This is a genomic window from Bradyrhizobium sp. 170, from assembly GCF_023101085.1.
GTDB lineage: Bacteria > Pseudomonadota > Alphaproteobacteria > Rhizobiales > Xanthobacteraceae > Bradyrhizobium.
This window is the reverse complement of sequence record NZ_CP064703.1, coordinates 9,012,586-9,027,710: the sequence shown is the minus strand read 5'-3', so window position 1 is coordinate 9,027,710 and position 15,125 is coordinate 9,012,586. Positions and strand designations below refer to the sequence as shown.

At 63.5% G+C, this 15,125-nt stretch carries 12 protein-coding genes; 1 reads left to right on the top strand and 11 read right to left on the bottom strand.

Features of this window, described 5'->3' with window-relative positions; all coding sequences use genetic code 11:
- Positions 1-23: 23 nt before the first annotated feature.
- The 9 genes from IVB05_RS42550 to rimP all read right to left on the bottom strand — a co-directional run bounded on the left by IVB05_RS42550 (position 24) and on the right by rimP (position 11,430).
- Complete coding sequence (locus IVB05_RS42550) at positions 24-770, bottom strand: superoxide dismutase (protein ID WP_247782140.1); 747 nt, start codon at positions 768-770, stop codon at positions 24-26.
- Between the two features lie 227 nt (positions 771-997).
- Positions 998-3,151 carry a polyribonucleotide nucleotidyltransferase gene (pnp, locus tag IVB05_RS42545; protein WP_247782139.1) on the bottom strand — a complete coding sequence of 718 codons (2,154 nt, stop codon included), beginning with the start codon at positions 3,149-3,151 and terminating at the stop codon, positions 998-1,000.
- Positions 3,152-3,469: 318 nt separating this feature from the next.
- The gene (rpsO, locus tag IVB05_RS42540; RefSeq protein WP_247782138.1) at positions 3,470-3,739 is read right to left on the bottom strand and encodes a 30S ribosomal protein S15; all 270 of its coding nucleotides are present in this window, start codon (positions 3,737-3,739) and stop codon (positions 3,470-3,472) included.
- A 2-nt stretch (positions 3,740-3,741) separates the two neighbouring features.
- Positions 3,742-4,944, bottom strand: coding sequence for a tRNA pseudouridine(55) synthase TruB (truB, locus tag IVB05_RS42535; protein ID WP_247782137.1), 1,203 nt, complete (start codon positions 4,942-4,944; stop codon positions 3,742-3,744).
- Positions 4,944-5,357 (bottom strand): 30S ribosome-binding factor RbfA, encoded by a 414-nt coding sequence (rbfA, locus tag IVB05_RS42530; RefSeq protein WP_247782136.1) that lies wholly within the window; start codon positions 5,355-5,357, stop codon positions 4,944-4,946. The genes truB and rbfA overlap by 1 nt, the downstream gene beginning before the upstream one ends.
- Positions 5,358-5,545: 188 nt before the next feature.
- A complete protein-coding gene (infB, locus tag IVB05_RS42525) occupies positions 5,546-8,203 on the bottom strand; it encodes a translation initiation factor IF-2 (RefSeq protein WP_247782135.1) in 2,658 nt (885 codons plus the stop codon).
- Positions 8,204-8,280: 77 nt separating this feature from the next.
- Positions 8,281-8,961, bottom strand: a complete 681-nt coding sequence (locus IVB05_RS42520) for an RNA-binding protein (protein ID WP_247782134.1) — start codon at positions 8,959-8,961, stop codon at positions 8,281-8,283.
- 75 nt (positions 8,962-9,036) lie between these two features.
- A complete protein-coding gene (nusA, locus tag IVB05_RS42515; RefSeq protein WP_247782133.1) occupies positions 9,037-10,647 on the bottom strand; it encodes a transcription termination factor NusA in 1,611 nt (536 codons plus the stop codon).
- A 3-nt stretch (positions 10,648-10,650) separates the two neighbouring features.
- Complete coding sequence (rimP, locus tag IVB05_RS42510; RefSeq protein ID WP_247782132.1) at positions 10,651-11,430, bottom strand: ribosome maturation factor RimP; 780 nt, start codon at positions 11,428-11,430, stop codon at positions 10,651-10,653.
- Between the two features lie 340 nt (positions 11,431-11,770).
- Between rimP and IVB05_RS42505 the strand changes: the two genes are divergently transcribed.
- Entirely contained in the window at positions 11,771-12,841 is a 1,071-nt protein-coding gene (locus IVB05_RS42505) for a DUF2336 domain-containing protein (protein WP_247782131.1), read from the top strand.
- 381 nt (positions 12,842-13,222) lie between these two features.
- Here the strand turns inward: IVB05_RS42505 and trmB are convergent, their stop codons facing one another.
- Both trmB and IVB05_RS42495 read right to left on the bottom strand, forming a co-directional pair.
- The gene (trmB, locus tag IVB05_RS42500) at positions 13,223-13,966 is read right to left on the bottom strand and encodes a tRNA (guanosine(46)-N7)-methyltransferase TrmB (protein ID WP_247782130.1); all 744 of its coding nucleotides are present in this window, start codon (positions 13,964-13,966) and stop codon (positions 13,223-13,225) included.
- On the bottom strand, positions 13,963-15,090 hold the full coding sequence (locus IVB05_RS42495; RefSeq protein ID WP_247782129.1) for a M20 family metallopeptidase: 1,128 nt from the start codon (positions 15,088-15,090) through the stop codon (positions 13,963-13,965). Before IVB05_RS42495 ends, trmB begins: the two co-directional genes overlap by 4 nt.
- Between the last annotated feature and the right edge of the window lie 35 nt (positions 15,091-15,125).

Sequence of the window (15,125 nt, the reverse complement as noted above, 5' to 3'; positions counted from 1 at the left end):
CGCCCTTTTCACATGGTATGCGATCAGGCGCCGAGCGTGCCGGCCTTGGCCGCGGCGTAACGCTCCGCGATTTTGGCCCAGTTCACCGTGTTCCACCACGCCTTGAGATAATCGGCGCGGCGGTTCTGGTAGTTCAGATAATAGGCGTGCTCCCAGACGTCGTTGCCCATCAAGGCGCGCTTGCCGTCCATCATCGGGTTGTCCTGGTTCGGGCGGGTCTCGATCGCGAGCTTGCCGTCCTTGGCGACCGTCACGAACACCCAGCCCGAGCCGAACTGGCGGCCGCCGGCGGCGTTGAAGTCGTTCTGGAATTTTTCCATGCCGCCGAGATCCTTGTCGATCGCGGCCAGCACCTCGCCTTCGGGCTTGCCGCCGTTCGGGCCCATGATTTCCCAGAACATGGTGTGGTTGGCGTGGCCGCCGAGATTGTTGCGAACGGTGAATTTGATGCTGTCGTCCAGCGCATTCAGATTGCCGAGCACGTCCTCTATCTTCGCCGTTCCCAACTGGGCATTGGTCTTGGCGACATTGTTGAGGTTGGCGACATAGGCGGCGTGGTGCTTGTCGTGATGGATTTCCATCGTCTTGGCGTCGATATGCGGTTCGAACGCATTGGTCGGATAGATCAGTGGCGGCAGCGTGAAGGGGCCGGCTGGAGCCGCGGCCGGGGCGGGAGCGGCCGCCTGTGCAAAGACAAGACGTGGGGCTGCCGCAACGGCCGCGATACCGGTTGCCGCAAACATCAGATGGCGCCGGGACATGGATGACATCGACTTCTCCTTACCTGTAGGTGAAATGGGTAAATATATGGGAACGAACGCCGTAAGCCGCTGTGCGCGGCAAGCTACGGGCGACGGGCGGGATCCGGTCTCGTTTTCTGCCCTCGTGAGCCTGCGACGTAATCGCACAGGTGCTGCGGTCCCGGCAATGTAACTCAGGCGGCCAACAAAAAAGGGTGGCCGTTCGGCCACCCTTTTGTTCACATTTTTGCGATGCCTTACTCGCCGGCGGCTTCGCGCTGCGGCGCTTCCGCCTTCTGCTTGGCCTCGAGGTCCTCGCCGGTGGCCTGATCGACCACCTTCATCGACAGCCGCGTCTTGCCGCGGTCGTCGAAGCCGAGCAGCTTGACCTTGACCTTGTCGCCTTCCTTGACGACGTCGGAGGTCTTCTGCACGCGCGCCGAAGCGAGCTGGCTGATGTGGACGAGGCCGTCCTTGGCGCCGAAGAAGTTCACGAACGCGCCGAACTCCATCACCTTGACCACGGTGCCCTCGTAGATCTGTCCGATCTCCGGATCGGAGGCGATCGACTTGATCCACTTGATCGCGGCCTTCATGGCCTCGCCGTCGTTGGAGGCGACCTTGACGGTGCCGTCGTCCTCGATGTTGACCTTGGCGCCGGTCTTCTCGACGATCTCGCGGATCACCTTGCCGCCGGTGCCGATCACTTCACGGATCTTGTCGGTGGCAATCTTGAAGGTCTCGATGCGCGGCGCGTATTCGCCGAGCTCGGCGCGGGCATTGGTCAACGCCTTGGCCATTTCGCCGAGGATGTGGATACGCCCGTCCTTGGCCTGGCCGAGCGCGACCTTCATGATCTCCTCGGTGATGCCCTCGATCTTGATGTCCATCTGCAGCGAGGTGATGCCCTGGTCGGTGCCGGCCACCTTGAAGTCCATGTCGCCGAGATGATCCTCGTCGCCGAGAATGTCGGACAGGACCGCAAAGCGCGAACCTTCCAGGATGAGGCCCATCGCGATACCCGCGGTCGGCCGCTTCAAGGGAACGCCCGCATCCATCAGCGCCAGCGAGGCGCCGCACACCGAGGCCATCGACGACGAGCCGTTGGATTCGGTGATCTCGGAGACCACGCGCACCGTGTATGGGAATTCGTGGTGCGGCGGCAGGACCGGGTGGATCGCACGCCAGGCGAGCTTGCCGTGGCCGATCTCGCGGCGCTTGGTGCCGCCGAGGCGTCCGGTTTCACCGACCGAGTAGGGAGGGAAGTTGTAGTGCAGCAGGAACGTCTCTTTGTACGTTCCCGACAGCGCGTCGATGTACTGTTCGTCTTCGCCGGTGCCGAGCGTGGTCACGACCATCGCTTGCGTCTCACCGCGGGTGAACAGCGCCGAGCCGTGGGCGCGCGGCAGCACGCCGACTTCGGCGATGATGTTGCGCACGGTCTTGGAATCGCGCCCGTCGATGCGCTTGCCGGTGTCGAGGATGTTCCAGCGAACGATCTTGGCCTCGAGTTCCTTGAACACGGCGGCGATGCGCAGCTTGTCGTATTTCGGCTCCTGCCCTTCCGGGAAGTAGTGCGCCATCACCTTTTCCTTGGCCTTGCCGACCGCCGCATAGCGATCCTGCTTGACCGGGATAGCGTAGGCGGAGCGCAGGTCCTGCTCGATCAGGCCGAGGATTTCCTTTTCCAGCGCGCTTTCGTCGACGACCTTGACTTCGCGCGGCTCCTTGGCGGCCTTCTCGGCCAGTTCGATGATCGCCTTGATCACCGGCTGGAAGTGGCGGTGGCCGAACATGACCGCGCCGAGCATGATGTCTTCGTTGAGCTCTTTGGCTTCCGATTCCACCATCAACACGGCATCCGCAGTGCCGGCGACGACCAGGTCGAGCTGGGTTTCGACCATCTCGTCGAGCGTCGGGTTGAGCACATACTCGTCATTGACGAAGCCGACGCGGGCAGCCCCGATCGGGCCCTTGAACGGGGCGCCTGATATCGTCAGCGCCGCCGAGGAGGCGACCAGCGCCAGGATATCGGGATCGTTTTCCATGTCGTGCGACAGCGTCGTCACGATCACCTGGGTTTCATTGCGCCAGCCGTCCACGAACAGCGGACGAATCGGGCGGTCGATCAGGCGGGAGACCAGCGTCTCCTTTTCGGTCGGACGTCCCTCGCGCTTGAAGTAGCCGCCGGGAATGCGGCCCGCGGCGTAGGTCTTTTCCTGATAGTCGACGGTCAGCGGCAGGAAGTCGACGCCTTCGCGCGGAGACTTCGCGGCGACGACGGTGGCGAGCACGACGGTCTCGCCATAGGTGGCGAGCACGGCGCCGTCGGCCTGACGGGCGATCTTGCCGGTTTCCAGCTTGAGGGGACGTCCACCCCAGTCGATCTCGACGGAATGCTTATTGAACATAGTGGTTTCTTTCATGGGTTCACGAGAGAGCGGCGCCCAAAAACACAAAGACCATGCGCAAGATTGCGAGACGCTGATCGCGATACGAGATCAGCATCCGGCGATCCTGCCATGGTCTTCATCTTTCGGATGGCGTCCATCCTCTCGGCAGTCACGGGCACCTTGCCCTGTCCAGCGGCCGGATTGCTGCTGGACGTTGTCGAGCATGATCCTTTCGGGATGATGCTCTTGCGCATGATCGTCTCCGAAAAATTCGGAGTCCGTTTGTTCGGAAGATCATGCGAAAACGCGCGCATACAGCGCGCGTACTCTCTCAAATCAACGACGAATGTTATGCTTTTCTAGCAAGGCCTTGTAACGCGCCTCGTCCTTCTTCTTGATGTAGTCGAGAAGGGAGCGGCGCGTCTGCACGAGCTTCAGAAGGCCGCGGCGTGAATGATGGTCCTTCACGTGGGTCTTGAAGTGGCCGGTGAGATTGGTGATGCGTTCCGACAGGATCGCAACCTGAACCTCGGGCGAACCGGTGTCGCCGGCTTTGTTGGCATTCGTCTTGATGACTTCCGCTTTGCGTTCGGCGGTAATCGACATCGTCAAACTCTCTTATTGCTGCGACCGGGACTGGCAGTCAGCCCGGTCAGGTTGAACACGCGCTTGGGGATGAGTTCGCCATTGCCAATTTCGGCGAGGGCCAGAAGCCGGCCTGCCACCGTGACATAGACTGTGCCGCTACTATTGGGCGCATCCCGTCCGCGCAACAAAACGGCCTGGCCCCTGTGGAGCCTTGCCGCATCAGCCCGTGTGACGGCCAGTGCCGGGATGTCGTCCAGCGCGGTCTCAACGGGCAAAAGCGCGTCGGCGAGGCTTCCCTCGCCAGACGCGGCTCTATTGCATAAAGCCTCCAACTCTTCCAGCGGAATCATGTCCGTCTCGCGGAATGGGCCCACCAAAGTCCGCCGCAGCGCGCAGATATGGCCGAAACAGCCCAGAATCCGGCCGATATCGCGGGCCAGCGCCCGGACATAGGTACCCTTGCCGCACTCCGCCTCGAACACGGACTGTCCGTTATCTCCATGTTCTACAAGGGTTAATTCGTGAATCTCGACCGGGCGGGGCTTCAATTCGACGGTTTCGCCGTCCCGCGCCAGGTCATAGGCACGTTCGCCCTGGACCTTGATCGCGGAATATTGCGGCGGGATCTGCTCGATCAGGCCGGTGAACTGCGGCAGCAGCGCCCGGACCGCGTCGGCCGACGGCCTGAGCTCGCTGCTCTGGGTCACCCGGCCCTCGGTATCGTCAGTATCGCGCTCCTCGCCCCAAGCGACCGTGAAGCGGTAGCGCTTGCGGCCGTCCATCACGAAGGGAACCGTCTTGGTGGCCTCGCCGAGCGCGATCGGCAGGCCACCGGACGCCAAAGGATCGAGCGTGCCGGCGTGGCCGGCGCGCTTGGCCTGGAACAGGCGCTTGAGCACGGCAACCGCGTGCGTCGAGGTCATGCCGATCGGCTTGTCGAGAATCACCCAGCCATGAACGTCGCGCTTGTCGCGACGCGGCTGGTTGTTCTGGCGCGGCTGCTTGTTGTGGCGCGGATCGTTGTTGCTGCGGCGCTGGCCTTCGTTGCCGGCGCGACGTTCGTCGTCGCCAGCGCGGCGCTCGCCGTCGCCAGCGCGGCGCTCGCCGTCGCCAGCGCGACCTTTGTCGTTGCCGCGCGCTTCACCAGAAAAAATATTTTTTTCGGCGTCGTGCGAATCGGCAGTTTGCTGCGCGATCACGCCGTCGGCGGTGGGCATAATCATCACTTGTCGTCCGAATCGGGTGCGGGGTCTCTTTGCACCGCAGGTGTTCTCAGTAATTTCTCGATCCGTTCCGCTTCGTCGAATCGCTCGTCGACGCGAAAGCGAAGGTCAGGGGCAAATTTCAGGTTAACGCGGTGAGCGATCTCGCCGCGCAGAAACTTTTTATTGCGCGCGAGCGCCGCGAGCACGACATCGGTATCGCGACCGCCGAGCGGCATCACGTAAATCGTCGCAAGTTTCAGGTCAGGCGACATCCTCACCTCGGGAACGGTGATGATTTGGCCTTCTAGATCGGGATCGTGCACGTTACCCTGCGATAGAATATCGGCAACGGCATGGCGCACGGTCTCGCCGACGCGCAATTGCCGCTGCGAGCCGCCGGGAGCGGAACCTTTGGTATGATGGCGGGGCATTTTCGTCTTTCAAAGCCGTCATGCCCGCGCCGCAGCCAACTTTAGGCAGGCTGCGCAAACTTGCCTGCGCGCGGGCATTCACGTTTTTGCTTGTTGAATCAGGTTAAGGCGTGGATGGCCGGAACTAGTCCGGCCGTAACGCCACATTCTCAGTCAATAAAATCCGAGGCTCTTCGTAAGGTTTGGACTTACAGAGAGCGCTGGATGGTCTCCACGCGGTAACACTCGATCACGTCGCCGGGACGCATGTCGCCGTAATTCTCGAACGCCATGCCGCATTCCTGGCCGGACTGCACTTCCTTTACTTCGTCCTTGAAGCGCTTCAGCGTCGAAAGCTTGCCTTCATGCACGACGACGTTGTCGCGGATCAGGCGTACATTGGCGCCGCGTTCCACGGTGCCGTCGGTGACGCGGCAGCCAGCGACCTTGCCGACCTTGGAAATGTTGAACACTTCCAGGATCTGCGCATTGCCCAGCATGGTTTCGCGCAGCGTCGGCGCGAGCAGGCCGGACATCGCCTTTTTGATGTCGTCGACGAGATCGTAGATGATGTTGTAGTAGCGGATTTCGATGCCGTTGCGCTTGGCGGCGGCCGCGGCCTCCTTGTTGGCGCGCACCGAGAAGCCGATGATCGCGGCGTTGAAACCTTCCGCCAGCGTGACGTCGGATTCGGAGATGCCGCCGACGCCCGCGTGCAGGATGCGGGCTGCGACTTCGTCGGTGCCGAGCTTTTCCAGCGAACCCAGAATGGCTTCGAGCGAGCCCTGCACGTCGGCTTTCACGATCAGCGGGAATTCCTTGCGGCCCGCGGTCTTGAGCTGCGACATCATCTGCTCGAGCGAGCCGCGCATGCCGGAAATCGAGGCGGCGGCGTTCTCGCGCTTCTGGTGGGCGCGATAGCTCGTGACCTGGCGGGCGCGGGCTTCGTTCTCGACCACGGCGAGACGGTCGCCGGCTTCCGGCGGGCCGTTGAAGCCCAGCACTTCGACCGGCACCGAAGGTCCGGCCTCGTCGAGGTTCTCGCCCTGGTCCGAAATCAGCGCGCGGACGCGGCCCATTTCGGCGCCGGCCACGATGATGTCGCCGACCTTGAGCGTGCCGCGCTGAACCAGCACGGTGGCCACCGGACCACGGCCGCGATCGAGCTTGGCTTCGATCACGGTGCCTTCGGCCGGACGTTCCGAATTGGTCTTGAGGTCGAGCAGTTCGGCCTGCAGCGCGATCATCTCGAGCAGCTTGTCGAGATTGGTCTTGTTCTTGGCTGATACCTCGACGTCGACGACTTCGCCGCCGAACGATTCGACCTGAACCTCGTGCTGCAGCAGTTCGGTGCGCACGCGCTCCGCCCTGGCGTCCGGCTTGTCGATCTTGTTGATCGCGACGATCATCGGAACCTTCGCCGCCTTGGCGTGGTTGATCGCCTCGATCGTCTGCGGCATGACGCCGTCATCGGCCGCGACCACCAGGATCACGATATCGGTGACCTTGGCGCCGCGCGCGCGCATCGCGGTGAACGCGGCATGGCCGGGCGTATCGATGAAGGTGATCTTCTTGCCGCTTTCCGGCGAGGTCACCTGATAAGCGCCGATATGCTGGGTGATGCCGCCGGCTTCGCCCGACACCACGTTGGCGTGGCGAAGCGCGTCGAGCAGCGAGGTCTTGCCGTGGTCGACATGGCCCATCACGGTGACGACCGGCGAGCGCGGCTCGGTATCGGTGGAATCGTCGACGACGTCGAACAGGCCCTCTTCGACGTCGGACGCGGCGACGCGCTTGACGGAATGGCCCAATTCCTCGGCGATCAGTTGCGCGGTGTCGGCGTCGATCACGTCGGTGATCTTGTGCATCGCGCCCTGCTTCATCAGCATGCGGATGACGTCGACCGCGCGTTCCGACATGCGGTTGGCGAGTTCCTGGATCGTGATCGCTTCCGGGATCGTCACCTCGCGGATGAGCTTTTCCTTCGGCTCGTTCGCGGCGTGTCCCTTCAGGCGCTGGGTGCGGCGGCGGAACGAGGCGATCGACCGCTCACGGACATCGTCGGCGTTGAGCGCGGTGACCAGCGTCAAGCGGCCGCGTTCCTTTTGCGGTGCCGGCTTGTGGGTGGTCTTGGGGGGCGTGACGGGGCGCATGGCGCCGCCGGGGCCGCGGCGGATCTGGCGCGGACCTTCGTCTTCATCGGAACCATCGGCAGCAACGCCCGGGGCGCGCGCGGGCGGCACGACAGCCGGACGGGCTCCAGCCGCCGGGCGGGCCGCCGTGGCGGGTCGCGCGGCAGCGGTTGTCGGCGTTGCCGTCGCGGTCTTGGCCTCGGCCTCGCCAAATCGCTTCTTGGCCTCGACTTCGGCCTTGCGCTTGGCTTCCTCTTCCAGCCGGTGCCGTTCTTCCTCGGCCTTGCGGCGGGCTTCGGCGGCCTCGCGTTCGGCCTGTTCGATGCCTTCACGGCTGGCGCGGCGCTTGGCTTCTTCCTCGGCCAGCCGCCGTTCCTCGACTTCGCGCACCTTGGCGTCGGCCAGCGCGCTGGCGCGGGCGGAACGCTCGTCTTCCGTCAGCGTCCGAAGCACCACGCCGGAACCGCTGCGCGGTGCGCCGGGGGCTGCCGCGGGGCGGGAGAGGGGGGCCTTGGCAGGCGCCGGCTTGGCGACGGCCGGCTCGGGCGCATGCGTTTCGGTGGCGGGCGCGTCGCCGCCAACGCGGCGCTTGCCACGCTTTTCGACCACGACCTGCTTGGTCCGGCCATGGCTGAAGCTCTGGCGCACGGTGCCCGTCTCGACCCGCGGCTTCAGCGTCAAGGTCTTGGTCGGGACACTCAGAGTCTTGTCGCCAGGCGTTTTGGTATCAACCATTCAGCAGTCCTAATCTCGTTACGGTGTGCGTATCCGCACATTCATTGAAGCAAGGCTTCGGAACCAATCTTCGTCAGTCAGAATTTCTGGCCGCCATCCCCGGTCTTGTCGTCGTCGTCCATCCGGTATCGAACCAGGATCTGGCAGCGCGACAGGAACGTTTTGCTCGCCGGGCCCGCGAGCAGCGCAGCATGTATCACATTTGACCGCCCCAGTGCCAAATCCAATTGTGCCGAGGTTAAAGCGGTAACGATCGGTAAACCGCGCGATTCACCGATATTTCCGGTCCTTTGCCCGGCGATAGCGTCCAATTTACGGATTCCGTCGGCCGCGCCGTCGGAAGCGTGAATCAGGGCGCCGGCCCTGCCCTGTTCGAGCAGGCCCTCGACCTTGGCAAAGCCGGAAATGACCTGGCCGGCCTTGGCCGCCATGGCCAGCGCCTCGGTGCAGCTTCGTTCCAGCAGCGCCTCGGTATCGGCGGGAAGGGTCGTAGCGACCCGAACGTCGCGCTTGAACCCTCGCTTAAATTGGTGACGCCGCACCGCTTCCGCAACGGTCCGGCGCGAGGCCTGGACCCAAAGGCCGCGGCCGGGCAGCTTGCGCTTCAAATCGGGGATGACTTCGCCCGACGGGGCGACCACGAACCGGATCAGCTCGTCGATCGGGCGGACCTCGCGGCTGACCGCGCACATCCGCATGGTCGCGGACTTGTCGGTCCGCGGCCCATTGTCGAGATCGGGGTCAGCCAAAGCGAGCATGCCTGTTTAGTGGCTCCGGTCATCTGCGCACGGTCTGCGCGCAGAAAAGGTTTTCGGTTTTGCGGAACACCCGCATTACGCCGTCTGGTCTTCGGTGGTCTCGGTCGCCTCGGATTGCTTGGCGAGTTCCGCTTCGGTGATCCAGCCGGCAATGACGCGGGCCTGCATGATCATGCGTTCGGCATCGTCGCGCGAGATTTCGTTGGCGTCGAGAATGCCCGGGTACTTGGTCGGCTCGCCGCCTTCCTTGCGCTCGGTCCAGCCGACCAGATCGTCGGTCGCACAGCCCGCCAGATCCTCGACCGACTTGATATCGTTCTCGCCGAACTTGACCAGCATCTTCGAGGTCACGCCGGGCACCGTCTTCAAAGCATCATCCACGCCGAGCTCCTTACGCTTGTTTTCCAGCTCCGTTTCGAGCTGTTCCAGATATTCCTTGGCCCGGCTCTGCAGCTCGTTGGCGGTTTCCTCGTCGAAGCCTTCGATCCCGGCCAGTTCCTTGACGTCGACCAGCGCGAGTTCCTCGACCGAAGTAAAGCCTTCAGACGCCAGCAACTGGCCGACCACCTCGTCGACATTCAGCGCTTCCATGAACACCCGCGTGGAGTTCTCGAAATCGGCCTGGCGGCGCTCGGATTCTTCCTGCTCGGTGAGGATATCGATATCCCAGCCGGTGAGCTGCGAGGCGAGGCGCACGTTCTGGCCGCGGCGGCCGATCGCCAGCGACAGCTGGTTGTTGGTGTCGGGAACCACGACCTCGATCCGCTCGCGGTCCTCGTCGATCACGACCTTGGCGACTTCGGCAGGCGCCAGCGCGTTGACGACGAAGGTCGCGATGTCGGGCGACCACGGAATGATGTCGATCTTCTCGCCCTGCAGTTCGTTCACCACCGCCTGCACGCGCGAGCCGCGCATGCCGACGCAGGCGCCGACCGGATCCACCGAAGAATCCCTTGAAATCACGCCGATTTTCGCGCGCGAGCCGGGATCGCGGGCCACCGCCTTGATCTCGACGATGCCGTCATAGATTTCCGGCACTTCCTGCGCGAACAGCTTTGCCATGAATTGCGGATGGGTGCGGGAGAGGAAGATCTGCGGTCCGCGGGTTTCGCGGCGGACATCGAAGATGTAGGCGCGGACGCGGTCGCCGTTGCGGAACACCTCGCGCGGCAGCATTTCGTCGCGGCGGATGATGGCTTCGCCGCGGCCGAGATCGACGATCACGCTGCCATACTCGACGCGCTTGACGACGCCGTTGACGATATCGCCGATGCGGTCCTTGAATTCCTGGTATTGCCGGTCGCGCTCGGCCTCGCGCACCTTCTGCACGATCACCTGCTTGGCGGATTGCGCGGCGATGCGGCCATATTCCAGCGGCGGCAGGGTGTCGGCGATGGTGTCGCCGACCTGGGCGCCCGGATTGGCGCGCTGCGCGTCCGCCAGCGAAATCTGGTTCGAGGAGTTTTCGACCTGCTCGACGACCAGCATGTGGCGCGACAGCCGCAGCTCACCCTTCTTGGCGTCGATCTCGGCGTGAACGTCGGTCTCGCTGCCGTAACGGGCGCGGGCCGCCTTGGCGATGGCGTCTTCCATCGCAGCAATCACGATCCCGCGGTCGATCGACTTTTCGCGGGCGACCGCGTCTGCGATCTGCAGCAGTTCGAGTTTGTTGGCACTGACGGCCATGGCCTAGTCTCCTTCGGTAGGATCGAGGTCGCCTCGGCGCAGTCTTTCTGCGGCAAGGCGGTGTTTCTTGGTATTGGTCGGCTCGGGCTTTTTGGGCTCCGGCTTCTTGCCGGGCTTAGGCTTCGGTTTGTTGCTCCTGGCCGGATCGCTCTTCTTTGCGTGCGGCGGAGGCGGCGGCGCCAGCCCGAGATTCTGCTTCATTTCGCGCTCGGCGGCCTTGCCGCGCCGCATCGATTCCGCAATCAGTTCGTCGGTCAGAACCAGCCGCGCGTCGGAGATGTCTTCCATCACCAGCAGCACGTCGGCATCTTCGCCCGCGCGTGTGTCATCCCGATGTAGCCGCACGGCATCGCCTTCGCAGCCTGCGAGGAGCCCGCGAAAACGCTTGCGGCCTTCATGGGCGACAGCCATCTCGACCTTCACGAGATGACCGGCGTAGCGCTCGAAATCGGAGCGGCGCACCAGCGGGCGATCGATGCCCGGCGAGGATATCTCAAGCCGGTAGGCGCGGTCGATCGGGTCGGCGACGTCGAGCACCGGCGACAGCGCCCGCGAGATCGCCTCGCAATCCTCGATCTGCATCGTACCATCAGGCCGCTCGGCCATGATCTGGACGGTGCAGCCGGCCTCGCCTGAAATCTTGATCCGGACCAGCCGATAGCCCATTCCCTGCAAAACCGGGCCGGCCACCGCCGATACCCGCGCGGCCGCGCCCGGCTCGACGACGAGACGGGGCTCGGCCAAGAGGTCGGCATCCACGGAACCAGCAGTTGGATCGGTCATGTCCAGGGTCAAAAGTGTCTTACTTGCATGGGTTTAGGCCGGGCCTTAACCGGCGGTCCGGCCGGTTCCCCGAACCGCGCCTTTAAGGCCCTTCTGGGCCGGGCTCGTTCAGGTAATAAAAAAGAGCGGGTCCCGGGGGGCCCACTCTCAATACGCGATCGTATGAGAACCATAAGTTGCCGCGGATATAGCGCTTTTTGCGCAATCCGACAAGGCCCGCGATCCCGTTAAGTCCGATTTTGCCAAGCTTTGCGAGCGGAAGCAAAGTCTAACCGTTCATTCACGAACCCTGCCTAGATTTCCCGAAAACCAGCCAATTCAGGCCCGTTTGAGTGGGTTTATGATAATTTCACCATCGCTGATCCCGGAACTCGACGACATTGTCAGTCGTGGCGACCCCAAGCGCCGCGCCGATGCCGCGCGCCGCATCAGCGAGCTTTTCCTGCAGGGTGCTGCGAGCTTCCGCTCCGATCATGTCGATCTGTTCGACGGTGTCCTGACCAGTCTCGTCCCCCATGCCGAGCTTGCCGAGCGCGCCGAACTGGCCGAGCGCTTGTCGATGCTGGCGAACGCGCCGCGTGGTTTGGTCGGTCAGCTCGCCCATGACGATGAAATTTCCATCGCAGGCCCGCTGCTGCGCCGCTCGCCGCTCATCGACGAAAAGATGCTGATCGAAATCGCGTCCGTTAAGGGCCAGGGTCACCTACTGGCGATGGCGGAACGGCCGACGCTTTCAACCGATCTCACCGAAATCATCGTCGCCCGCGGCGAACGCGACGTCGTCAGGCGTGCCGCCGGCAATGCGGGCGCAGCCTTCTCGTCGGACAGCTATTCGACGCTGATCAAGCGCGCCGGCCAGGATGGCGTGCTGACGATCAGGCTCGGCCAGCGCGACGATCTGTCGTCTGACCATTTGAAGGAGCTGCTCTCCGGCTCCATCGACGTCGTCCGCCGCCGCCTGTTCCAGGTCGTCAAGCCCGAACGGCAGGCCGACATCAAGCAGGCGATGACTGCCATCACCGGCCCGTCCGAACGCGAGGAGCGGCGCGACTTTATGCCTGCGCAGCGCACCGTGCTGAAGCTCCATCGCGAAGGCATGCTCGGCGAAGGCGCATTGCTCAATTTTGCAAGGGCCTTCAAATACGAGGAGTCGGTCGCCGCGCTGTCGGCGATGACCGGCGTCAAGATCGAAACCCTCGACGGCCTGATCAGCGGCGATCGCTACGATCCGATCCTGATCGCCGGGAAATCCATCGATATCGAATGGGCGACCGTGCGCGCGCTGATCCTGCTTCGGCTAGGTCCGAACCGAACAGCATCCCCCGCCGACATCGAAAGCGCGCGGGTCAATTACGTTCGCCTGATGCCCTCGACCGCCCAGCGCGTCGTCGCGTTCTGGAAGACGCGGTAATCCGGCCTCCGGCCCTCTCCGTCATTGCGAGCGAAGCGAAGCAATCCATCTCCCCGCTTGCCGAGCGATGGATTGCTTCGTCGCGTTGCTCCCTTGCGCAAACGCTTCACGTTTGTCGCAGGCAATGACAGTGTGAGTGAATTGCCATCCGATCGAGTTGCTGGGCCGTGAACGTGGCAAGCGCATGGTGTGGGAAGCGACGGACGCGAAGAAGGCGATGATGGAGGAGGCAGCGAAGGACTGACCTCTCTCCGTCATTCTGGGGCGCGACGAAGTCGCGAACCCGGAATCCATTTCTCTGCTTGAGAATGCCGCCTGATGGATTCTCTGATGTGCAATTGCACATCGTAGCTCGTGCTGCGCACGCCCCGGAATGACGGATTACCCGACCCGCCGAAACCGCAGATACGCCGCGACACGTCCCTCGCGTTCGGCTTTGCGGCCGTAGCGCGTCATGGTGTAGGCATCCCACGGCTTTTGCCAGTCAATGGCGCGTTCGGCGGTCCAGAGAAAATCGGGGCTGCGCATCAGATGCGCCAGCGTCCAGGCGCAGTAATCGTCGATGTCGCTGACGAAGCGAAATTCGCCGCCGTCTTTCAGGATGCGCGCCATTGCGTTGACGGTAGCGTCCTGCACGAAGCGCCGCTTCCAGTGCCGCCGCTTCGGCCAGGGATCAGGATGGATCAGGTCGATCCGCGCCAGCGATTGCGCCGGCGCCCAGGCCAGCAATTCCGCGGCGTCGCCGGCATAGAGGCGAATGTTGCCGATGTGGTGTGCCTCGATCTGCGTCAGGATTTTGGCCATGCCGTTGACATAGGGCTCGCAGCCGATGAATCCGATGTTGGGAAAGGCTTGCGCCTCCGCGATCAGATGTTCGCCGCCGCCGAATCCGATTTCGAGCCTGACGTCCTCGATCTCGCCTTCGAAGAGATCGGCGAGACGCGCCGGCGCGGGCGCTGTGATGTCGAGCGCCAGATGCGGCAGCAGATTGTCGATCAGGTCGGCCTGATGGATGCGGAGCTTGTGACCCTTGCGGCGGCCGAAGAACGAGCCGTGCGCATGTGCCGACGCGCCATCATCAGGCGGCGCGTCGCGGTCGGCGGTATCACGCGGTGCTGATATCATCGCAGCGTCTGGTACAGCTGGTACAACAGCCGCGCCCTCGGCTCGATCGAGGAGATGTACATCTGCTCGTAATGGGTATGCGCGCCCTGGCCGTCGACGCCGAGCCCGTCCAGCGTTGCGGTATGCGGCGCGGTGAAATTGCCGTCGGAGCCGCCGCCGGTCGACGTATCGACCAGATCAAAACCGATCTCCGCCGCAATCGTCCTGGCATGCTCGTAGAGCGCGGCGCCGGCATTGCTCTTCTCGTAAGGAGGGCGGTTCAACTCGCCGATCACCTTGACGGTGACGCCCTCGGTACGTGATTTCAGGTTGAGGATTTTCGCCGTGAGTTCGTCGGAATCCGATATCGTCGGCACGCGCAAATCGACCTCGGCATAGGCCTCCTCTGCGACCACATTCGGCTTTGTGCCGCCTCTGACGACGCCGACATTGACGGTGATGCCGCGCGCCAGATCGTTCATTGCCTCCAGCGTTTGAATGACATTGCCGAGTTCGCGGATGGCGCTGCGGCCGTCCTCGGGCCTGGTGCCGGCATGCGAGGGCACGCCCTTGATGAAGACCTCAAAGCGCCCGACGCCCTTGCGCCCCGTCACGATCTTGCCGCCGTCGCGCGCCGGTTCGGTGACCAGCACATATTTCGCCTTTTTCCCCTCGGCCTCGATCAGCGTGCGCGAGGTCGGGCTGCCGATCTCCTCATCGGAGACATAGAGCTGGGTGATGCCGAGCGGCGGCCGCGCGCCGTCGGCGCAAACTTGCCGAAACGCATGATAGGCGAGGTAGGCGCCGCCCTTCATGTCGTAGATGCCCGGGCCGAAGGCACTGTCGCCATCGATCCGGAACGGTAGGCGCTCGATGAATCCACGCGGATGCACCGTATCGAGATGGCTCAGCACCAGGATTCCCGGTGCGTCTTGCCCCCAAGACGAGCGCGCCGCCAGATGATCGCCGCAGCCGGAGTGCCCGGCGATCCGCTCCACGGTGGCGGGCAGGCCGCGATAGCCTTGCGCGACGAGGTCGGCGAGCTTGTTGACCTGCTCGGGGGCTTCGGTCGGGGTCTCGATCTCGACCCAGCGGCGGATGCCCTCGAGGATCGGCGTGGCATCGAAGGGATTGGCTGTCGTCATGTCGTATCCGATACAGCGTCATTCCAAGATGCGCA